At 61.1% G+C, this 20231-nt stretch carries 17 protein-coding genes; 7 read left to right on the top strand and 10 right to left on the bottom strand.

Translation table 11 applies throughout. From position 1 onward, the window contains the following. The first annotated feature begins 1 nt into the window (after position 1). A complete protein-coding gene (locus tag IB241_RS12910; protein ID WP_192298764.1) occupies positions 2–3643 on the top strand; it encodes a transporter substrate-binding domain-containing protein in 3642 nt (1213 codons plus the stop codon). A 109-nt stretch (positions 3644–3752) separates the two neighbouring features. On the opposite strand, the gene IB241_RS12905 is transcribed toward IB241_RS12910, so the two are convergent. Beyond that, positions 3753–4238, bottom strand: a complete 486-nt coding sequence (locus IB241_RS12905; RefSeq protein ID WP_192298763.1) for a GAF domain-containing protein — start codon at positions 4236–4238, stop codon at positions 3753–3755. Continuing rightward, complete coding sequence (locus IB241_RS12900; RefSeq protein ID WP_192298762.1) at positions 4235–5125, bottom strand: ATP-binding protein; 891 nt, start codon at positions 5123–5125, stop codon at positions 4235–4237. The genes IB241_RS12905 and IB241_RS12900 overlap by 4 nt, the downstream gene beginning before the upstream one ends. A 163-nt stretch (positions 5126–5288) precedes the next feature. Here IB241_RS12900 and IB241_RS12895 point away from each other — a divergent pair, with 163 nt between their 5' ends. Continuing rightward, positions 5289–7598, top strand: coding sequence for an ATP-binding protein (locus tag IB241_RS12895; protein ID WP_192298761.1), 2310 nt, complete (start codon positions 5289–5291; stop codon positions 7596–7598). Here IB241_RS12895 and IB241_RS12890 read toward each other — a convergent pair. The 3 genes from IB241_RS12890 to msrB form a co-directional block, all read right to left on the bottom strand. Next, positions 7552–8031 (bottom strand): MarR family winged helix-turn-helix transcriptional regulator, encoded by a 480-nt coding sequence (locus tag IB241_RS12890; protein ID WP_192298760.1) that lies wholly within the window; start codon positions 8029–8031, stop codon positions 7552–7554. The genes IB241_RS12895 and IB241_RS12890 overlap by 47 nt on opposite strands. Next, positions 8028–8513 carry a glutathione peroxidase gene (locus IB241_RS12885; protein WP_192298759.1) on the bottom strand — a complete coding sequence of 162 codons (486 nt, stop codon included), beginning with the start codon at positions 8511–8513 and terminating at the stop codon, positions 8028–8030. Before IB241_RS12885 ends, IB241_RS12890 begins: the two co-directional genes overlap by 4 nt. 88 nt (positions 8514–8601) lie before the next feature. Beyond that, a complete protein-coding gene (msrB, locus tag IB241_RS12880; protein WP_192298758.1) occupies positions 8602–8994 on the bottom strand; it encodes a peptide-methionine (R)-S-oxide reductase MsrB in 393 nt (130 codons plus the stop codon). A 202-nt stretch (positions 8995–9196) separates the two neighbouring features. Here msrB and IB241_RS12875 point away from each other — a divergent pair, with 202 nt between their 5' ends. Together IB241_RS12875 and htpX are read left to right on the top strand one after the other, a co-directional pair. Next, positions 9197–10408 carry a pyridoxal phosphate-dependent aminotransferase gene (locus IB241_RS12875; RefSeq protein WP_192298757.1) on the top strand — a complete coding sequence of 404 codons (1212 nt, stop codon included), beginning with the start codon at positions 9197–9199 and terminating at the stop codon, positions 10406–10408. Between the two features lie 304 nt (positions 10409–10712). Continuing rightward, the gene (gene htpX, locus IB241_RS12870) at positions 10713–11600 is read left to right on the top strand and encodes a protease HtpX (RefSeq protein ID WP_176998241.1); all 888 of its coding nucleotides are present in this window, start codon (positions 10713–10715) and stop codon (positions 11598–11600) included. A gap of 153 nt (positions 11601–11753) precedes the next feature. Here htpX and IB241_RS12865 read toward each other — a convergent pair whose 3' ends face one another. Then, positions 11754–12404: a thiopurine S-methyltransferase gene (locus IB241_RS12865; protein WP_192298756.1), complete on the bottom strand. Its 651-nt coding sequence runs from the start codon at positions 12402–12404 to the stop codon at positions 11754–11756. Positions 12405–12507: 103 nt separating this feature from the next. Between IB241_RS12865 and IB241_RS12860 the strand changes: the two genes are divergently transcribed. Beyond that, positions 12508–13275 (top strand): DODA-type extradiol aromatic ring-opening family dioxygenase, encoded by a 768-nt coding sequence (locus IB241_RS12860; RefSeq protein ID WP_192298755.1) that lies wholly within the window; start codon positions 12508–12510, stop codon positions 13273–13275. 108 nt (positions 13276–13383) lie between these two features. Here the strand turns inward: IB241_RS12860 and IB241_RS12855 are convergent, their stop codons facing one another. Further along, positions 13384–15057 carry a DEAD/DEAH box helicase gene (locus IB241_RS12855; protein WP_192298754.1) on the bottom strand — a complete coding sequence of 558 codons (1674 nt, stop codon included), beginning with the start codon at positions 15055–15057 and terminating at the stop codon, positions 13384–13386. 423 nt (positions 15058–15480) lie between these two features. Here IB241_RS12855 and IB241_RS12850 point away from each other — a divergent pair, with 423 nt between their 5' ends. Beyond that, positions 15481–16272 (top strand): crotonase/enoyl-CoA hydratase family protein, encoded by a 792-nt coding sequence (locus tag IB241_RS12850; protein ID WP_192298753.1) that lies wholly within the window; start codon positions 15481–15483, stop codon positions 16270–16272. A gap of 119 nt (positions 16273–16391) precedes the next feature. Here the strand turns inward: IB241_RS12850 and IB241_RS12845 are convergent, their stop codons facing one another. After that, a complete protein-coding gene (locus tag IB241_RS12845) occupies positions 16392–17147 on the bottom strand; it encodes a spermidine synthase (RefSeq protein WP_192298752.1) in 756 nt (251 codons plus the stop codon). A gap of 123 nt (positions 17148–17270) precedes the next feature. On the opposite strand from IB241_RS12845, the gene IB241_RS12840 reads away from it, so the two are divergent. Beyond that, positions 17271–18617, top strand: a complete 1347-nt coding sequence (locus tag IB241_RS12840; RefSeq protein WP_192298751.1) for a class II 3-deoxy-7-phosphoheptulonate synthase — start codon at positions 17271–17273, stop codon at positions 18615–18617. Positions 18618–18720: 103 nt separating this feature from the next. Here the strand turns inward: IB241_RS12840 and IB241_RS12835 are convergent, their stop codons facing one another. Beyond that, positions 18721–19950, bottom strand: a complete 1230-nt coding sequence (locus tag IB241_RS12835) for a winged helix-turn-helix domain-containing protein (RefSeq protein WP_192298750.1) — start codon at positions 19948–19950, stop codon at positions 18721–18723. 44 nt (positions 19951–19994) lie between these two features. Beyond that, positions 19995–20189 carry a DUF1127 domain-containing protein gene (locus IB241_RS12830; protein WP_225595463.1) on the bottom strand — a complete coding sequence of 65 codons (195 nt, stop codon included), beginning with the start codon at positions 20187–20189 and terminating at the stop codon, positions 19995–19997. Positions 20190–20231 lie beyond the last annotated feature (42 nt).

Here is a 20231-nt window from a genome sequence, read left to right as displayed (position 1 = left end):
GATGCCCAGGCGTATAAAGGATTATTTGATTGTATTGAGCGCAGGCGTGTGCTTGAGCACCACTGTGCTCGCTGTTCAACCGGAGCCGGAACACTTCACCTTACTGAGCCGCGCAGGGTCCGTCCAACTGGACACCCCTCTGGACAAGACCCAGCGCCAGTGGTTGCAGAACAAACGCGAGCTGGTGCTGGGCACGGCACTCCCTGACTACCCGCCCTTCGACCTCACATCCAGTGGGCGTGACTACGAAGGACTGACCGCCGATTATGCCGGGATTCTGGCCAAGGCCTTGTCGATGCCGGTCAAGGTCTTGCGCTACCCATCACGGGAAGCGTCCATCCAGGCACTCGAATCGGGGGAGATCGACCTGCTCGGCACCTCCAATGGCTTTGAGGCCGCCAATCCCCTGCTCAGCCTTTCCGCGCCGTATGCGGTGGATCAACCGGTGCTGGTCACCCGCGAGGGCGAAACCCGCAGCCTCACAGATGGCCTCGCAGGGCTGCGGTTAAGCCTGGTCTATCACTACCTGCCACTGGACGAAGTGCAGAAGCTGTACCCCAAGGCCCTGATCCGCGCCTACCCGTCGTACCAGAATGCGCTGAATGCGGTGGCATTCGATCAGGCGGATGTGTTTCTCGGCGATACCATTTCCACTCACTACATGATCAACAAGGGCTACCTGAAAAATATCCGCATGGCCAATTTCGGGAAGCACGAGGCCCATGGTTTCAGCTTTGCCATGCGCCAGGACCAGCACATGCTGCAGGGCATTGTCGATTCAGTGCTGGCAAGGGTGCCCACCAATGAACGCGAGAGCATTGCCAAGCGCTGGAGTGCCGGCAGCGACATCCTGCTGACCGACCAGAAGCTGCAACTGACCAAACGCGAGGAGCGCTGGCTGAACGATCACCCGGTGGTCAAGGTGGTTGTCAACGAAACCTTCGCACCGCTGTCCTTCTTCGATGCCGACGGCAATTTTCGCGGCATCACCGCCGACCTCCTGGAGCTGATCCGCCTGCGCACCGGGTTGCGCTTTGAACTCCAGCGCGAGCGCGATGTGAACGCAACGATCGACCAGATCAACACCGGCAAGGCCGACATGATCGGTGCCATCGTTCCAAGCACCGAGCGGGAGGCCCAACTGAACTTCAGCCGGCCCTATCTCGAAAACTCCTACGTGATGTTGACGCGCAAGGAAGACCGGACGACGACCGGCCTGGACGCGATGGAAGGCAAGCGCCTGGCGGTCACCCAGGGCAGCCCGCTGGTAAAGTTCCTGCGCGAACGCTATCCCCGGATTCAACTGGTAGAGACCGGTGACACCTTCAAATCCACCGAGCTGTTGGTACAAGGGCACGTGGACGGCGCCGTAAACACCTTGGTGATCGCCAACTACTTCCTGTCGTCACCGATGTTCCAGGACAAGATTCAGATCAGCTCCAGCATCGGCACCGCGCCGGCCACCTTCGCGCTGGCGACGTCCCGCAGGGCCACCGAACTCACTTCGATTATCGACAAGGCCCTGCTCAGCATCGCCCCGGATGAGCTGGGCGTCATCAACAGTCGGTGGCGCGGCTACACCGCCGCGTCCGACAGTTACTGGCGCAACTACCACGACCTGATCGCCAAGATCATTCTCGGCACTGGCCTGCTGCTATTGATTTCCCTGGCCTGGAACGCCTACATGCGCCGGCAGATCAAGCATCGCAAGATGGCCGAGCGCGCACTCAACGACCAGTTCGAGTTCATGCGCGCACTGGTCAACGAAACCCCCCATCCGATTTACGTGCGTGACCGCAAGGGCCTGCTGCAAACCTGTAACGACAGCTACCTGCAAGCGTTCGACGTCAAGCGCGAGGACGTGATCGGCAAAAGCGCGCTCCAGATCAGCACGGCACTCGAAACAGAGGCCGCTCAATATCACGCCGACTACCAGCGCGTTGTGGCGCAAGGCGACCCGTTGATCCTGGATCGGTCGCTGCACATCCGCGGCAAGAAACTGACGATCTACCACTGGATCCTGCCTTACCGCGATTCGACGGGCGAGGTCCAAGGCGTCATCGGCGGCTGGATCGACATCAGTGAGCGGCGCCAGCTGTTCGATGAACTGCGCACGGCCAAGGAGCGCGCCGACGAGGCCAATCGGGCGAAAAGCACTTTTCTCGCAACCATGAGCCACGAGATCCGTACGCCGATGAATGCGGTGATCGGTATGCTGGAGCTGACGCTAAAACGTGCCGACCAAGGGCACCTGGACCGTCCGGCAATCGAGGTGGCCTACAACTCGGCCAAGGATTTGCTGGAACTGATCGGCGACATCCTCGACATCGCCCGCATCGAATCCGGCCGCCTGAGCCTGGCCCCCGAGCGCGTCAACCTCAAGGAGGTGATCGAATCGGTGGTGCGGGTGTTCGACGGCCTGGCGCGCCAGAAAACCCTCAGCCTGCTGCTGGAGTTCAAGCCTGAGTGTGATGACCACGATGTGCTGATCGACCCGTTGCGCTTCAAGCAGGTGCTGTCCAACCTGGTCAGCAATGCCATCAAGTTCACTGAACGCGGTCAGGTAAAGATCCGCGTGGAATTACTGGACACCGAGGTCGCGCAGCAAGTCGAAATGAAGCTGGTGGTGGAGGACACCGGTATCGGCATCAACCGCGACGACCAACTGCGGTTGTTCGAACCCTTCGCCCAGGCGGACAACTCGGGGCATTTGGCCCGCAGCGGCGCAGGACTGGGGCTGGTCATCTGCCGCAGCTTGTGCGCAATGATGGGCGGCACCCTGAGCCTGAGCAGCGTGCCGATGGTCGGTACCCAGGTGCATGTCAGCCTGAAAATGTCGCGCCTGCAGCCAGTCGAGGCGGTGAATGAACTCAAGCCGGTGGCGCCGGCGCCTGCCCCGGTGCTCAACGTATTGGTGGTGGACGATCACCCGGCGAACCGCTTGCTGATGTGCCAGCAACTGGGTTACCTGGGGCACCAGTTCACCGCGGCCCCGCACGGTGCTGCCGGCTTTCAGGCCTGGCGCCAGGAACGCTTCGACCTGGTGATCGCCGACTGCAACATGCCCATCATGAACGGCTACGAGTTGACCCGCTCGATTCGTGAGTACGAACAGCGGGAACAACTGCGCCCTTGCGTAGTGCTGGGTTTTACCGCCAACGCCCAGCCCGAGGAGCGACAGCGCTGCATTGAAGCGGGCATGGACGATTGCCTGTTCAAACCGATCAGCCTGACGGCACTGGAGCGGCAACTGGCGCAGATATGCCCGCAGCCATCGGGCCTCAAGTTGGACCTCGGCAGCCTCGACGCGCTCACCGGAGGCGACCCGCAACTGAGCCGGCGCCTGCTGGAGGAACTGCTGAGCAGCAGCGGCCGTGATCGCCAGGAACTGGTCGCCTTGCTTGCACGCGAGGCCGCAACCCAGGACATCATCGAGCAGGCCCACAAGATCAAGGGTGCAGCGCGTATCGTGCAGGCCAGCGTGTTGGCCGGGCAATGTGAAGCCCTGGAACAGGCCTGTGCAGCGGGTGAAGACCGCGCCATGATCGAAACAGGTATCAAGGCCCTGGAAAAATGCATGCTTGAACTGGAGCGGGTACTGCAAACCCAGCTCAATGAGCTGAATCGCCGGGATAACCTCTAGTTGTGGCGAGGCAGCTTGCTCCCGCTAGGCTGCGTAGCGGCGCCAAAACCGGGGAGCGCTGCGCATTCCAGCGGGAGCAGGCTCCCTCGCCACGAAAAACGCGATGGTGTTATGGGCAGTCGGTCAAACGCAGGAAAATCGCCGCCAATTGCTCGATGCCAACGCTGTCCTGCTCGGTAAAACGCGCCAGTGACGGGCTGTCGAGGTCGAGAACGCCGATCAACTGGCCATCCTTGACCAGTGGCACCACCAACTCACTGTTGGAGGCACTGTCGCACGCGATATGCCCCGGGAACGCATGCACATCTTCCACCCGCTGGGTTTGCCGCGAGGCGGCTGCGGCGCCGCACACACCTCGGCCAAACGGAATACGCACACAGGCGATCTGGCCCTGGAACGGCCCCAGCACCAACTCTTCATTGCGGTTGAGGTAGAAACCGGCCCAGTTGAGGTCGTCCAACTGGTTGAACAGGAACGCAGAAAACTGCGCACTGTTGGCGATGAAGTCACGTTCATCGGCGAGCAGCGACTCCAGTTGCGCACACAGCATGGCATAGCCGTCGAGGCCGGTGCCGGCGTGTTGTAGGTCGATCATGGTTGACGCTCCAGCAATTTGAGGCCCACCCAGTAACGGGCGAATTGATATGCGCAACGGCCGTTGCGGTTGCCGCGTCCGGTGGCCCAACGCACGGCGAGGATGTCGAGCGCTTCGTCACGTTGCCACGGCAGGCCAGCCTTGCCCGCCAGTTCGCCGATCCAGTGCTCAACCACATCCAGGAAGTGTTCCTGGGTAAACGGGTAGAACGATAGCCACAGGCCAAAACGGTCGGACAGAGCGATCTTGTCTTCCACCGCCTCGCTGGGGTGCAACTCACCGTCCACACGTTTCCAGTTGTCGTTGTCACTCTGGTTTTCCGGTACCAGGTGACGACGGTTCGACGTGGCGTACAGCAGCACGTTTTCCGGCGCCTGCTCGAGGGAACCATCGAGCACGCTCTTGAGCACGCGATAGTCGCCCTCGCCCGCTTCGAACGACAGGTCATCACAGAACAGGATGAAGCGTTGCGGCAGCTTGAGCAGCTGCTCGACCACACGCGGCAGGTCGGCCAGGTGGTCGCGTTCGATCTCGATCAAGCGCAGGCCGGCCGCTGCATGCTGGGCCAGCAAGGCGCGGACCATGGACGACTTGCCGGTGCCGCGCGAACCCCACAACAACGCGTGGTTGGCAGGCAGGCCGTCGAGAAACTGCTGGGTATTGCGCGCCAGGGTTTCCCGTTGCTTGTCCACGCCGATCAGGTCGGACAGGCGCATATCCAGGCTGACTTCCAGCGGCAGCAGGTAACCAGTGCGGCCTTCACGCTGCCAGCGGGCAGCCAGGCAGTGGCTCCAGTCGACGGCTTGGCGCGGCGCAGGCAATAAAGGTTCGAGCCGGGCGAGTACGGCATCGGCCCGCTCAAGAAAGGCATTCAATCGAGAATCCACGATTATTCCTCTGGCAAGTTCTTGCAAAAGATGGCGTATTGGCAACCCCGCGGCAAAACACACGAGGCTGCGTAAAAAACGATTAATGCCGGGCAAGCCAGAGCCGGTGGATGTTCAGCTATGCTTGCCGGGCGAAGGGAAACGTGAAGTGGTTCAACACTCGATGGATATCAAGTTCGCCCACCGCTTGTCTTATAAACAAGCCCGATTGACTGTGCTGGTCGGTTTCGTCTTGGGAACCTTGCTCAGTCTGATCCAAATCGGCATTGATTATGCCAGCGAAGACGCATCCATCAACCGTGAAATACGTTCCCTGCTCGAAATCAGCCATAACCCCGCGTCACGTATCGCCTACAACATCGACGCCGAACTGGCGCAAGAGCTGACCCTGGGCCTGCTGCAATCCCCTGCGATCATCCGCGCCCGTCTGGTCGATAACAACGGTGTGGTACTGGCTGACGTCAATCGGCCCCCCAAGGAAAGTACCTACCGCCCCATCAGCGATTTCCTGTTTGGTGCCAATCGCCAGTTTGAAGACCGACTGTTCCTCAGCCACATGCCCAACGAATCCCTCGGCGAATTGCACCTCGACGTCGATACCTACGCGTTCGGCAGCCGATTCCTGCGCCGCGCCGAAATCACCTTGCTCAATGGCTTTGCCCGCAGCCTGCTGCTGACCGGGATCCTGCTCGCCCTGTTCTACGTGATGCTGACCCAACCGCTGGTGCGCATCATCCACGCCCTGAGCACCAGCAAGCAGACGCGCCTGGATTGCCCGCCCGGCCACGAGCACGACGAAATCGGCGTGCTGGTGAACGTCGCCAACCAGCAATTTGAAAACATGGAAACCGAGATCCAGCAGCGCCGCCACGCCGAAGACCGCCTCACCGAATACCTGGGGCAACTGGAACATATCGTCTCGGCCCGCACCCTGGAACTCAAGACCAGCAATCAGCGCCTTAGCCAATCCAATGAGGAGCTGGAGGCGGCGAAGGTCAACGCCCTGGGCATGGCCCAAGCCAGGGCCGCGTTCCTGGCCAACATGAGCCATGAAATCCGCACGCCGCTCAATGGCTTGCTGGGGATGATCGCCCTTAGCCTGGACAGCCCGCTGACCGCCGAACAGCGCCAGCAACTGTCGATAGCCCATGACTCGGGCAAGGTGCTGGTGGAGTTGCTCAACGATATTCTCGACCTGTCCAAGTTTGACGCCGGCCAGTTGGAGCTGGAGTCGATCCCGTTCGACCTGGGCTCGTTGGTGGAAGATACCGCGAACCTGCTGTCGCAGAACGCCGCCTCAAGCGTGGAACTGACCTGCCTGATCGACCCGCAGTTTCCGGCCCAGGTGATCGGTGACCCGACACGCGTGCGGCAGATCGTCAGCAATTTGTTGTCCAACGCGCTGAAATTCACACGCTTTGGCCGTGTGGACGTGCGCCTGAGCACCCACAATGGCCAAGTCAGGATCGAGGTGTGTGACACCGGTATCGGTATTGCCCAGGAAGCGCAGGTGAAGATCTTCCAGCCCTTTACCCAGGCCGGCGCAGGCATCACCCGCCAGTTTGGCGGCACCGGGCTGGGCCTGGCCCTGACCCACAACCTGTGCGAAGCGATGCACGGGCGCTTGAGCATCAGTTCAGAAGTCGGCTTCGGCAGCCAGTTCTGCGCCGAATTACCGCTGCCCACACATTTACCGGCGGTTCAGCAGGCGCCTCTGCAAGGCGAGGTGATCGCCATTACCAGTGCCGGCAGCGGCCTGGCGGAATTGCTCACCACCTTGCTGCCACATTGGGGGCTCACGCCACGCTGCTATCCCCGCGATGCCGACTTGGGCGGGCAAAGCCCCGATCTGTTGATCACTGACTGCCCCGAATGCCTGTTCCGCCTGCGCCCGACGATCAGCGCCCCGATCCTGTTGGTCACCGCCTATGGCAACTTCATGCCCAGTGAAGAAGTCGCCGCCCTGGCGCCGTTGCAGCAACAGGCGCGCCCGTTGAGCCGCACTGCGCTGTACCAGATCCTGCATCGCAACCTGCGCAGCGACACGCAACCGTACCTTGACCCGATCCAGATCGAGACCCCACCCCTCGCGCAGCGGGCACGCATCCTGCTGGTAGAGGACAATCCGGTCAATCAACTGGTGGCCAAGGGCATGCTGAGCAAGCTGGGCTGTGAAGTGGTGATCGCCGCCCATGGTGGCGAAGCGCTCAAGTTCCTTGAGGAACAGCGCTTTGACATGGTGCTGATGGACTGCAACATGCCGGTCATGGATGGCTACGAGGCCAGCCGGCAGATCCGCCGCAGCGGGCGCTGGCCGGACCTGCCCATCGTGGCCTTGACCGCCAATGCCCTGGCCGAAGAACGCGAGCGTTGCCGAGCAGCGGGGATGAATGACTACCTGGCCAAGCCATTCCGTCGTGAAGAGCTCAATGGCCTGCTGGATCTGTGGGTGCCGAGGACGACAAGTCTTTGATCTGCGCCAGCAGTTGGTCCAGGCCATCGCGCAGGGCATCGGCCTGGTTCAGGTCGACGCCGCTGTCGCACAGCAAGCGGGTTTTCAAGGCGTGGGCCTGCCCCTTCAACTGCGCGCCCGCCTCGCTCAGGCTCAAATGCACCTCACGCTCGTCCCGTGCACTGCGCTGACGCCGCACCAGCCCGAGTTGCTCCAGGCGCTTGAGCAGGGGCGTGAGCGTGCCCGAATCGAGCATCAACCGCTGCCCCAGCGCCCGCACCGTGGGCAGGGCCGGGGCCGCCGCGTGCCATTCCCACAGCACCAGCATGGCCAGATACTGCGGATAGGTCAGACCGAGCTGATCGAGCATGGGCTTATAGGCACGGGTCACGGCGCGGGAAGCGGCATAGAGCTTGAAGCACAGTTGATGGTCGAGGGCGAGGGAGACGGTCATTTGAGCAGGGCTTCGATCTCTTGGGTCAGGTCCTGGGGCTTGGTGGTCGGGGCGAAACGCTTGACCACCTGGCCGTCGCGACCGATGAGAAACTTGGTGAAGTTCCACTTGATGCCTTTGGAGCCGAGCAGGCCTGGCGCTTGCTGTTTCAACTGGACGAACAACGGGTGGGCATCGTTGCCATTGACGTCGATTTTCTTGAACAAGGGGAAACTGACGCCGAAATTCAGCTCGCAGAACTCGGAAACCGCCCCTTCGTTACCCGGCTCCTGCTTGCCGAACTGGTTGCAGGGAAACCCCAATACCACCAGCCCCTGGTCCTTGTAGGCCTGCCAGAGTTGCTCCAGACCCTTGTACTGCGGGGTGAAGCCACATTTGCTGGCGGTGTTGACCACCAGGATGGCCTTGCCGGCGAAATCGGCCAAGGTTTTTTGCTCACCCTTGATGGTGGTGCAAGGGATGCTCAGCAGGGGATTGCTCATGGCAGTGCCTCGATGACAAAGGAGGAAAGAGGCTGAAAGATAGCTTCCAATTCAATTGCACGCAATTTAATCATGCATTCCTGTCGTGCTAGCGCGGCACGAAATCGAGGCACACCGAGTTGATGCAGTAGCGCAAGCCCGTCGGCGGCGGGCCGTCCGGGAACACGTGGCCCAAGTGGGCATCGCATTTGGCACAGGTCACTTCAGTGCGGATCATGCCGTGGCTGACGTCACGGATCTCGATCATCGCACTCTCGGCAATCGGTTCGTAGAAGCTCGGCCAGCCGCAGCCTGCATCGAACTTGGTGCTGGAATCGAACAGCGGCTCATTGCAGCAGATGCAGTGATAAACACCATCGGCGGTGGTGGCATTGTATTTGCCGGAAAACGGGCGCTCAGTGCCTTTGAGGCGACACACCTGATACTGCGCCGGGTCGAGCATTTCCCGCCATTCCTCAAGGGTTTTCTGCAACTTTTCCATCGATACACCTCGGCAACTGAAAAACCCTGATCTGTATCTTTTCCGTAGATCAGGTGGCACGTATGATTGCGCCTCTTCAAAACGCCAGTCTGGCACCCGCGCCATCGGCATTCAAACGTATTTATGGGGGCGGGCCCCGCAGGATTCGCAGTACGGTTGTGTCCACGCCGTCTGGATCGTTCATTTTCAGGATCACATCGCCATGCAGGTCAGCAAATCGAACAAGCTCGCCAACGTCTGCTACGACATTCGCGGCCCGGTGCTCAAGCACGCCAAGCGTCTGGAAGAGGAAGGCCATCGCATCCTCAAGCTGAACATCGGCAACCCGGCGCCCTTTGGTTTCGAAGCACCGGACGAAATCCTCCAGGACGTGATCCGCAACCTGCCGACGGCGCAGGGCTACAGCGACTCCAAGGGCCTGTTCAGCGCGCGCAAGGCGGTGATGCAGTACTACCAGCAGAAACAGGTCGAAGGTGTCGGCATCGAGGACATCTACCTGGGCAATGGCGTGTCCGAGTTGATCGTGATGTCCATGCAGGCCCTGCTCAACAATGGCGACGAAGTGCTGGTGCCGGCTCCGGACTACCCGCTGTGGACCGCCGCCGTGACCCTGGCCGGCGGCCACCCGGTGCACTACCTGTGTGACGAAGGCGCCGACTGGTTCCCGGACCTGGCCGACATCAAGGCCAAGATCACCCCGAACACCAAGGCGTTGGTGATCATCAACCCGAACAACCCGACCGGCGCGGTGTATTCCAAGGAAGTGCTGCTGGGCATGCTGGAACTGGCGCGCCAGCACAACCTGGTGGTGTTCTCGGACGAAATCTACGACAAGATTCTCTACGACGACGCCGTACACGTATGCACCGCCTCCCTGGCGCCGGACCTGTTGTGCCTGACCTTCAACGGCCTGTCCAAGTCCTACCGCGTGGCGGGTTTCCGTTCCGGCTGGATCGCGATCTCCGGTCCCAAGCACAACGCCCAGAGCTACATTGAAGGCATCGACATGCTGGCCAACATGCGCCTGTGCGCCAACGTGCCGAGCCAGCACGCCATCCAGACCGCCCTGGGCGGCTACCAGAGCATCAACGATCTGCTCCTGCCCCAGGGGCGCCTGCTGGAGCAGCGCAACCGCACATGGGAACTGCTCAACGCCATCCCAGGCGTGAGCTGTGTGAAACCGATGGGCGCGCTGTACGCCTTCCCACGCATCGACCCGAAAGTCTGCCCGATCTTCAACGACGAGAAATTCGTGCTCGACCTGTTGCTGTCGGAAAAGCTGCTGGTGGTCCAGGGCACGGCGTTCAACTGGCCGTGGCCGGATCACTTCCGTGTAGTGACCTTGCCGCGTGTGGATGACCTGGACATGGCCATTGGTCGCATCGGCAACTTCCTCAAATCCTATCGCCAGTAACGACAATGACGCTGTACGACCGGGAATAGGTCGTACAGCGATTATCTGGCAACACTTCTCTACCCTTTTATCCCGCTTCCCTGTCTCGGCCCCCCATAAAGCGCTCAGCCCCCTATAATTACAGGGCGCGACGGCACAGGCATAACGATCAAGGCGGGCTTTAGGGATCGGAAAATCCCTTCAAGACTCTACATTCAGGCTGTAGGACACAGTTTGAAATAGTCGCTCGGTTGAATAGCCCCAAGCCGCACCTTATATACCCCGCAGTACGCGACATATTTAGCATGAGGAGAACTCTACAACCATGATGCGCATCCTGCTGTTCTTGGCCACTAACCTGGCGGTCGTGCTGATTGCCAGCATCACCCTGAGCCTTTTCGGCTTCAACGGGTTCATGGCGGCCAACGGGGTTGACCTGAACCTCAATCAGCTGCTGGTTTTCTGTGCGGTCTTTGGTTTTGCCGGCTCGCTGTTCTCGCTGTTCATCTCCAAGTGGATGGCGAAGATGAGCACCAGCACCCAAGTCATCACCCAGCCACGCACCCGGCATGAGCAATGGTTGCTGCAGACCGTCGAGCAATTGTCCCGCGAGGCTGGTATCAAGATGCCGGAAGTCGGGATCTTCCCGGCCTATGAAGCCAACGCCTTTGCCACCGGCTGGAACAAGAACGACGCGCTCGTTGCAGTGAGCCAGGGCATGCTGGAACGCTTCTCGTACGACGAAGTGAAGGCGGTGCTGGCCCACGAGATCGGCCACGTGGCCAACGGTGACATGGTCACCCTGGCGCTGGTCCAGGGCGTGGTGAACACCTTCGTGATGTTCTTCGCACGGATCATCGGCAACTTCGTCGACAAGGTGATCTTCAAGAACGAAGAAGGCCGCGGCATTGCCTATTACGTGGCGACCATCTTCGCCGAACTGGTGCTGGGCTTCCTGGCCAGTGCGATCACCATGTGGTTCTCGCGCAAACGCGAATTCCGCGCAGACGAAGCCGGTGCGCGCCTGGCGGGTACCGGGGCGATGATTGCAGCACTGCAACACCTGCGCTCCGAACAAGGCCTGCCGGTGCACATGCCGGACAGCTTGACGGCCTTTGGCATCAACGGCGGTATCAAACAGGGCATGGCTCGCCTGTTCATGAGCCACCCGCCGCTGGAAGAGCGGATCGACGCACTGCGTCGTCGGGGCTGACAGGCCACGAGTGTCACCAAAAGGGGCGATTTGATCGCCCCTTTTTTGTGGCTGCTTATATCGCCATCGCAGGCAGCTCCCACAGGGGAATGCGATCAAAATGCGGGAGCGGCGGTGCGACGATTCGACTTGCCCGCGATGGCGCCAGCCAATTCAGCGCTTGACCAACTGATACACGCGCTCTTCAAGGCGCGTAACGCCGTCCTGCACAAACTTCCAACTCTCACCCAGGATGTCCTGCTCTTGCAGCACCTGCAGCGTCCAGTACTCGCCTAGCAGCAACTGCACCTCTTCATCCGTCACCGCGAACGGAGGACCCGCCTTCTGCACTTGCTCGTAGTCCAGGGTAATCAACAAACCCTGGCAGCCTACTGGCAGCAACGTATTCAGATGATCGGTGTAGCGCGCCCGCATCAGCGGCGGCAAGGCAATCAACGCCGCGCGATCATAGAGCGCCGTGCAATCCGCCAGCACCTCGGCATCCAATGCGAAGAAATCGCCACACCAAATCTCGATCGAATCCGCCTGATACACCTTGAACACACCCCGCGCGGTGATGCGCGGCGTGAGATTCTGCTCACTGAAGAACGCCTCAACCGCCTGCTCCGACAGCTCCACACCCAATACCCGCAGGCCTTGGCTGGCCAGCCACATCAAGTCCAGGCTCTTGCCACACAAGGGCACCAGCACCTTGGCGCCTTCAGCCAATGGCGGCCAGTGCCGTTGCAGGTACGGGTTGACCTCAGGCAAGTGAAAGCCGATCTGATTCCGCGCCCAGCGCTCCTGCCAAAACTTGGGTTCCATGGACACCCCCGAAAATTCGATCAAATTGCGCTAAAACTTATATTAGATTTAGATCAATGATCTGATTGAAGATGGCTCCATGTTAACGCTCAGGACCCTACTTATGTTCCCCAGCCTGTTTATCTCCCACGGTTCGCCCATGCTCGCCCTGCAACCCGGCGCCAGCGGCCCTGCCCTTCAGCGCCTGGCTGCCGAAATGCCGCGACCGAAGGCGATTGTCGTGGTCTCGGCGCACTGGGAAAGCCAGGAGCTGCTGGTCAGCGGCAGCGCCGCACCAGAAACCTGGCATGACTTCGGCGGCTTCCCCCGCGAACTGTTCGCGGTGCAGTACCCGGCACCGGGCGACCCGCAACTGGCCGGCGAGATTGTCGAATTGCTGCACGCCGACGGCCTGAATGCACGTATCGATGAGCGCCGCCCTTTCGACCACGGCACCTGGGTGCCGCTGTCGCTGATGTACCCCGCGGCAGACATTCCGGTGGTGCAGGTATCGTTGCCCAGCCGCATGGGCCCTGCCCTGCAGACGCGGGTCGGACATGCCCTCGCCGGCTTGCGCGGGCAAGGCGTGCTGTTGATCGGCTCGGGCAGCATCACTCACAACCTGGGTGAGCTGGACTGGCACGCCGGGCCGGAAAGCATCGAGCCGTGGGCACGGGAGTTTCGCGATTGGATGGTGGAAAAGCTGGCCGCCAACGATGAGGCCGCGCTGCATGATTATCGGCGCCAGGCACCGCATGCAGTACGTAGCCATCCGAGTGATGAGCACCTGTTGCCGCTGTACTTCGCGCGCGGCGCCGGCGGGGATTTCAGCATCGCGCACCAGGGCTTCACCATGGGTGCCTTGGGCATGGACATCTACCGGTTTGGCTGACACAGATCACAATGTGGGAGCGGCGGTTGACCCTAAATCGAGCAGGCAAAAAAAATCCCCGAACCAGTCGGGGATTTTTTATGTGCGATCAATCAGCCCAGGGGCGGATCAATCTTCGCGGTAGCGACGCAGTTTGAGCTGCTTACCGGCAACGCGAGTGTCTTTCAGCTTGGCCAGCAGTTTTTCCAGACCGTCTTCCGGCAGCTCCACCAGGGAGAAGCTGTCACGGACCTGGATGCGACCGATGGCTTCACGCGCCAGGCCACCCTCGTTGAGGATAGCGCCCAGCAGGTTCTTGGCCGCGATACCATCACGCGCACCCAGCGCGGTACGGCAACGAGCACGACCTTCAGCCAATGGAACCGGAGCACGACGCTCACGATCACCACGGTCTGGACGGTCGCCGGAACGCTCTGGACGATCACCGCGTGGCGCGCTGTTCGGAACCAGTGGACGTTCTTTCTCGATGGCAGCCAGGGTCAGGGCTTGACCGTTGGTCGCTTTGCGCAGCAGAGCTGCAGCCAGGGCACGAGGGGTGCAACCGATATCGGCGGTCAGGCGGTCCAGCAGGTCGCCGTGGGTCGATTCAGCGTCAGCCACCAGTGGTGCCAGGCTGTTGGTCAGTTTCTTGATGCGCGCATCCAGGACAGCCTGGGCGTCCGGCAGGCGGACTTCGGCAACTTTCTGACCGGTCACACGCTCGATCACTTGCAGCATGCGGCGCTCACGTGGAGTCACCAGCAGCAGAGCACGACCTTCGCGACCCGCACGGCCGGTACGGCCGATACGGTGAACGTAGGACTCTGGATCGTAAGGCATGTCAACGTTGAACACGTGGGTGATACGTGGAACGTCGAGACCACGAGCGGCAACGTCGGTCGCTACAACGATGTCCAGACGGCCATCCTTGAGGGAGTCGATTACGCGCTCACGTTGGTTCTGGGCGATGTCACCGTTCAGCGCAGCGGCTTTGTAGCCTTTGGCTTCCAGGGCACTGGCCAGGTCCAGGGTCGCTTGCTTGGTACGCACGAACATGATCAGGGCGTCGAAGTCTTCGACTTCCAGCAGGCTCAATACAGCCGAGGTCTTCTGGTCAGCGTGAACCAACAGGTGAGCCTGTTCGATCGCGGTAACGGTCTGAGTCTTGGTCTGGATCTTCACGTGCTCTGGATCACGCAGGTGACGCTCGGCAATGGCACGGATCGACTGTGGCAAGGTAGCCGAGAACAGTACGGTCTGACGGGTCGGTGGCAGCGCCTTGAAGATGACTTCCAAGTCATCCATGAAGCCCAGCTTCAACATTTCGTCAGCTTCGTCGAGAACCAGGTGGTTCACGGTCGACAGGACTTTTTCGTCACGACGCAGGTGGTCGCACAGACGGCCCGGCGTGGCGACAACGATCTGTGCGCCATTACGGATTGCTTTCAGTTGTGGGCCCATAGGCGCGCCGCCGTAAACGGCCACAACGGTTACGCCTGGCATTTGCTTGGCATAGGTTTCGAAAGCGGTTGCTACTTGCAGCGCCAACTCACGGGTTGGCGCAAGGATCAGGGCTTGCGGTTCGCGCTTGGCAGGATCGATGCAGTGCAGGATAGGCAGGGCGAACGCGGCGGTTTTACCGGTACCGGTTTGCGCCTGGCCAATCATGTCCTTGCCGGCCATGATGATCGGGATCGATTGCTGCTGAATCGCCGAAGGCTCTTCGTAGCCAGTCGCTGCGACGGCTGCAAGGATATTCGGGTTCAGATTAAAAGCGGCGAAGCCGCCGGTTTCCTGGGTCATGGGTCTGCCTCTAAGTGCATCCGCAAAGACCCATGCTCCAAAGCTGCGCATGCCGTGTTGAGACTCAAGAGTCGCCCTGGCTGCTTTGTCGGCGGGGATTTGCGAAAACGAATGAAAGAAAAAAGATTCGTCAAGGGAGAGTCCGCTGTGCGGACGTGCAGCCGAAGCTGACTTCGGGGAATTGCGCTACCTAAACGCGGCCCGGTTAAAGGCCGGCGCGCACTATACCGGAAATACCTGAAAAAGGGAGCTTTTTTTATCGCAAAGCACCGATAAACCGCAGCGTGTCACAGTCTTTGCAGATAACTCCCACAGGGTCTATTTTTCAAAGGCCCGGCCCTGCTGGTCATAACGCTTAAACGGTTCACCCAACCACCAAGACCCTTTGGTCCGAAACCTAGCTTGCGCCCGAGGGCACACCCGATGAATCAAGCCAGCAGCAGTCGCGTCAGCCGTGCACTCCAGGGCCATGTCTTGCTCTTGGGCCTGGATCGGGTGGCGAAACGCAACGCCTTTGACCTGGATTTGCTCAACGAGCTGAGCCTGGCTTATGGCGAATTTGATCGAAATGACGATGCGCGGGTCGCCGTGGTGTTTGCCCACGGCGACCACTTCACCGCCGGCCTCGACCTGGCGAATGTCAGCGCGGTGATGGCTGGCGGCTGGCAACCGCCGCTGGGGGGATGTGATCCCTGGGGCGTGTTCGCCGGCCCACGGGTGGGCAAACCCGTGATCGTTGCCGCCCAGGGTTACTGCCTGACTATCGGGATCGAGCTGATGTTGGCGGCCGACATCAACCTGTGCGCAAGCAATACGCGCTTTGCGCAGATGGAAGTACAGCGTGGGATCTTTCCGTTTGGCGGCGCGACATTGCGCTTCCCGCAGATCGCCGGTTGGGGCAACGCGATGCGCTGGTTGCTCACCGGGGATGAGTTCGACGCCCATGAAGCGTTGCGCCTGGGCCTGGTGCAGGAAGTGATGGCCAGCGAAGACTTGCTGCCACGCGCCATCGAGTTGGCCAATCGCATTGCGCGCCAGGCGCCACTGGGTGTACAGGCGACATTGATGTCGGCACGCCTGGCGCGGATGGAAGGCGAAGCCGTGGCGGCGCAGGCGTTGCCGCCGATGGTGGATAAACTGCTCAACAGCGAAGATGCCAAGGAAGGTGTGAAAGCGATGATCGAGAAGCGGCCCGGGGTGTTTAAAGGTATTTAGTTGCCGACAGTGATGGCCTCTTCGCGGGCAAGCCCGCCCCCACACTTAACCGCGGACATCCTTTGGAATGCGGTTGAATGTGGGAGCGGGCTTGCCCGCGAAGGCGTCGGCACACACACCTAAGTCGCCGGCCGGATCGCCTTGATCAACGCCTGCAACGAGTACCCCAACCGCGGCGCCAGGGCCTCGGCACGGGCCGACAGCGCCTGCATGTCCAATAGCTGGTCCAACTCCGAAGGCACCAGCAAAATCACATTGCCCTCCTTCACCGGCAGTTCCCAATAATGCCGGTGGTACAAGCCACGCAACAATGCCGCGCCCAGCGGCTTGCCATCATCGGTGGCCCACTGGTTGATCACCAGCCAGCCGCCAGGGTTGAGCTTCTTCTGGCAATTTTCCAGGAAGGTCCAGGCCAGGTGTCCGACGCCGGGGCCGACATCGGTATACAGGTCGACGAAAATCAGATCGGCCGACTCAGCGGTTTCCAGCAGTTGCAAAGCGTCGCCAATGCGGATGTACAGGCGCGGATCGTCGTCCAGCCCCAGGTACTCGATGGCCAGACGCGGCACATCGGGGCGCAGCTCGATGGCTTCCACATCTTCCAGCGGTAAGAACTTGAGACATGCCTGGGTCAGCGTACCCGCGCCCAAACCAAGGAACAGCGCACTCTCCGGCTGTTCATGGCACAACGCGCCAATCAGCATTGCGCGGGTGTAGTCGTATTCCAGCCAGCTCGGGTCGGCCGTGAACACGCAGCTTTGCTCAATGGCGTCGCCAAATTCGAGAAACCGGTAATCGGCCACTTCGAGCACACGGATCATGCCGAAATCATCATGGACTTCGGCCAGCAGGCGCTCGACACGCTCCTCGCTCATCACTACTCCTAAAGGCTTGGCTACACGGCAAAGGCGCGATTGTCGGCCAACCGGCGGCAACAGGTCACGCACTAATTGCTGATAACATTGGCGCCCAACGTCAATCAGCCAATCGAGTTCAAGATGAGCCAACCCTGGAGCCCCGACAGCTGGCGCGCCCTGCCGATCCAGCAACAACCCCAGTACCCGGACGCTGCACACTTGCTGCAAGTGGAGCAGAACCTGGCCAGCTACCCGCCGCTGGTGTTTGCCGGGGAAGCCCGCGAGTTGCGCCGTCAGTTTGCCGAAGTGACCCAGGGCCGCGCCTTCCTGCTGCAGGGTGGCGACTGCGCCGAAAGCTTCGCCGAGTTCTCTGCCGCGAAAATCCGCGACACCTTCAAGGTGCTGCTGCAAATGGCCATCGTGATGACCTTCGCCGCCGGCTGCCCGGTGGTGAAAGTCGGGCGCATGGCCGGCCAGTTCGCCAAGCCGCGCTCGGCCAACGATGAAACCATCGACGGCATCACCCTGCCCGCCTACCGGGGCGACATCGTCAACGGTATCGGCTTCGACGAAAAAAGCCGCGTGCCGGACCCGGACCGCCTGCTGCAGTCCTACCACCAGTCCACCGCCACCCTCAATTTGTTGCGCGCGTTTGCCCAGGGCGGTTTCGCCGACCTGCACCAGGTGCACAAGTGGAACCTGGACTTCATCGCCAACTCTGCCCTGGCGGAAAAATACAGCCAACTGGCCGACCGCATCGACGAAACCCTGGCGTTCATGCGCGCCTGTGGCATGGACAGTTCGCCGCAACTGCGCGAAACCAGCTTCTTCACCGCCCACGAAGCGCTGCTGCTCAACTACGAGCAAGCCTTCGTACGCCGCGACAGCCTGACCAACGACTACTACGACTGCTCGGCCCACATGCTCTGGATCGGCGACCGCACCCGCCAGCTGGACGGCGCCCATGTCGAGTTCCTGCGCGGCGTGAACAACCCGATTGGGGTCAAGGTCGGCCCGAGCATGAACCCCGACGACCTGATCCGCCTGATCGACATCCTCAACCCGGACAACGACCCCGGCCGCCTCAATCTGATCGCGCGCATGGGCGCCGGCAAGGTCGGCGACCACCTGCCAAACCTCATCCGCGCCGTACAGCGCGAGGGCAAGCAGGTGCTGTGGAGTTCCGACCCGATGCACGGCAACACCATCAAGGCCAGCAGCGGCTACAAGACCCGCGACTTTGCGCAGATCCTTGGCGAAGTGAAGGAGTTCTTCCAGGTGCATCAGGCCGAGGGCACTTATGCCGGCGGGATTCATATCGAGATGACCGGGCAGAACGTCACCGAATGCATCGGCGGTGCACGGCCGATTACCGAAGATGGGTTGTCGGACCGTTATCACACCCACTGTGATCCGCGGATGAATGCGGACCAGTCGTTGGAGTTGGCGTTTTTGATTGCCGAGACCTTGAAGCAGGTCAAGCGCTGAGATTTTAGTTGCCTGGGCTGACGCCTTCGCAGGCTCGCGCGCTCCCACATTTTGATTTGTGAACACGCTCAACTGTGGGAGCGGGCTTGCCCGCGAAGAGGCCCTAGAGGCCGACACCTATACTGATCATTGCCGCCCTCAACCGCACCGCACTCGCCCGCTGGCAATTCAACTGCACCCGCTCCAGCCCCAGCCAATCCGCCATCTGCCGCAAGTTCAGCGCCAGCGCCAACATCCCCTGCTCATCCAGCCCCGGCTCTTCTTCATGCACCGCATGCACCGCCAGCCGACCATTGGCGCGTTCGGCACGCAGGTCAACACGCGCAGCAATCCGTTCGTTGTGCAAAAACGGCAGCACGTAGTAGCCGTACACCCGCTTCTGCTGGGGCGTGTAAATCTCCAATCGATAACGGAAATCGAACAGCCGCTCGGTGCGGCTGCGCTCCCAGATCAGCGAGTCGAACGGCGACAGCAAAGCACTGGCCGAGAGCTTGCCGGGTACTTTCGACTCGGGCAGGCAGTACGCTGGTTGTTTCCAGCCCTGCACCTGGCAGACGAGCAAATGGCCGTCTTCCACCAGTTCGGCCAGACGATGGCGGCTGTCGGCGGGGTCCAGGCGGAAGTAATCGCGCAGGTCTTTTTCGGTGCCCACACCGAGTGCGGTGGCGCTGTGCAGCAGCAAGCCGCGCTGGGCTTCGGCTTCGCCGACAGTCGCTTGCAGGATCTCGCCGGGAATGACGCGCTCCGGCAAATCATAGAGACGCTCAAACCCGCGCCGACCGGCAACCGTGACCAGCCCGGCGGCGAACAGCCATTCCAGCGCGTGCTTTTCGTCACTCCAGTCCCACCATGGGCCAGCGCGCTCTTCGCGGGTGGACAAGCTGCCCGCGCCGACGGCGCCCTGCTGTTCGACCGTCTTGAGCACGCGCTGGATGATCGCCTGTTGCTCCCGCCCGAAACGCGCCATCTGCGCGTAAATCCCCTGCCCTTGCTGCGCCCGCTGCATGCGCCAGCGCAACAACGGATACAGCGCCATCGGCAGCAGCGAGGCCTCATGCCCCCAGTATTCAAAGAGTGAACGGCGGCGCCCCTGGCTCCAGGCCGCTTGCTCAAGCAGCGACGGGGAGTAACTGCCCAAGCGGGAGAACAGCGGCAGGTAATGGGAGCGCACCACGGCGTTGACCGAATCGATCTGTAACACACCGAGGCGCTCGATCAAGCGGTTGAGGTGCGCGGGCTTGATCTGTGCAGGCGCCTGGCGCCCGGAAAATCCCTGGGCGGCCAGTGCCATGCGTCGAGCTTGCTTGAGTGAAAACGATAGGTCGGCGGGCATGGGACTCTCCGTGTGGGCGCCCCCTTACCCTACTGCATCCACGGTCATTTTCGCAGCGGGTCTTGCCAGTCGTGCAGACGGCGCTCGTGCTCAACGTCGGCGCGACTGAGACCAATGTCCTTGAGCGCGTCATCGCTCAAACTCGCCAATACCTGGCGTTCCTGCCAACGGTGCAGTGCGTTCAGCACACCGCAAAAGGGTCGCTTTGCCATCAGCACAAAACCTTTTTGACCTTTCATCTTCTCGCCCTCCCTTGGGGATGGCGCAAGTGTGTGCCCGGC

The organism is Pseudomonas sp. PDM05 (assembly GCF_014851685.1).
Classification (GTDB): Bacteria; Pseudomonadota; Gammaproteobacteria; order Pseudomonadales; family Pseudomonadaceae; genus Aquipseudomonas.
Note: the sequence above shows the minus strand (reverse complement) of the source record. Positions and strands in the feature narration are given on the sequence as shown.

What these genes read in the sequence shown, in the direction of transcription:
- IB241_RS12830 (WP_225595463.1), bottom strand. Translation starts at nt 20,189, where the DNA reads ATGAAAGGTCAAAAAGGTTTTGTGCTGATGGCAAAGCGACCCTTTTGC.
- msrB (WP_192298758.1), bottom strand. Translation starts at nt 8,994, where the DNA reads ATGGAAAAGTTGCAGAAAACCCTTGAGGAATGGCGGGAAATGCTCGAC.
- IB241_RS12890 (WP_192298760.1), bottom strand. Translation starts at nt 8,031, where the DNA reads ATGACCGTCTCCCTCGCCCTCGACCATCAACTGTGCTTCAAGCTCTAT.
- IB241_RS12875 (WP_192298757.1), top strand. Translation starts at nt 9,197, where the DNA reads ATGCAGGTCAGCAAATCGAACAAGCTCGCCAACGTCTGCTACGACATT.
- IB241_RS12865 (WP_192298756.1), bottom strand. Translation starts at nt 12,404, where the DNA reads ATGGAACCCAAGTTTTGGCAGGAGCGCTGGGCGCGGAATCAGATCGGC.
- IB241_RS12905 (WP_192298763.1), bottom strand. Translation starts at nt 4,238, where the DNA reads ATGATCGACCTACAACACGCCGGCACCGGCCTCGACGGCTATGCCATG.
- IB241_RS12910 (WP_192298764.1), top strand. Translation starts at nt 2, where the DNA reads ATGCCCAGGCGTATAAAGGATTATTTGATTGTATTGAGCGCAGGCGTG.
- IB241_RS12845 (WP_192298752.1), bottom strand. Translation starts at nt 17,147, where the DNA reads ATGAGCGAGGAGCGTGTCGAGCGCCTGCTGGCCGAAGTCCATGATGAT.
- IB241_RS12855 (WP_192298754.1), bottom strand. Translation starts at nt 15,057, where the DNA reads ATGACCCAGGAAACCGGCGGCTTCGCCGCTTTTAATCTGAACCCGAAT.
- IB241_RS12895 (WP_192298761.1), top strand. Translation starts at nt 5,289, where the DNA reads ATGGATATCAAGTTCGCCCACCGCTTGTCTTATAAACAAGCCCGATTG.
- IB241_RS12860 (WP_192298755.1), top strand. Translation starts at nt 12,508, where the DNA reads ATGTTCCCCAGCCTGTTTATCTCCCACGGTTCGCCCATGCTCGCCCTG.
- IB241_RS12835 (WP_192298750.1), bottom strand. Translation starts at nt 19,950, where the DNA reads ATGCCCGCCGACCTATCGTTTTCACTCAAGCAAGCTCGACGCATGGCA.
- IB241_RS12885 (WP_192298759.1), bottom strand. Translation starts at nt 8,513, where the DNA reads ATGAGCAATCCCCTGCTGAGCATCCCTTGCACCACCATCAAGGGTGAG.
- IB241_RS12850 (WP_192298753.1), top strand. Translation starts at nt 15,481, where the DNA reads ATGAATCAAGCCAGCAGCAGTCGCGTCAGCCGTGCACTCCAGGGCCAT.
- htpX (WP_176998241.1), top strand. Translation starts at nt 10,713, where the DNA reads ATGATGCGCATCCTGCTGTTCTTGGCCACTAACCTGGCGGTCGTGCTG.
- IB241_RS12840 (WP_192298751.1), top strand. Translation starts at nt 17,271, where the DNA reads ATGAGCCAACCCTGGAGCCCCGACAGCTGGCGCGCCCTGCCGATCCAG.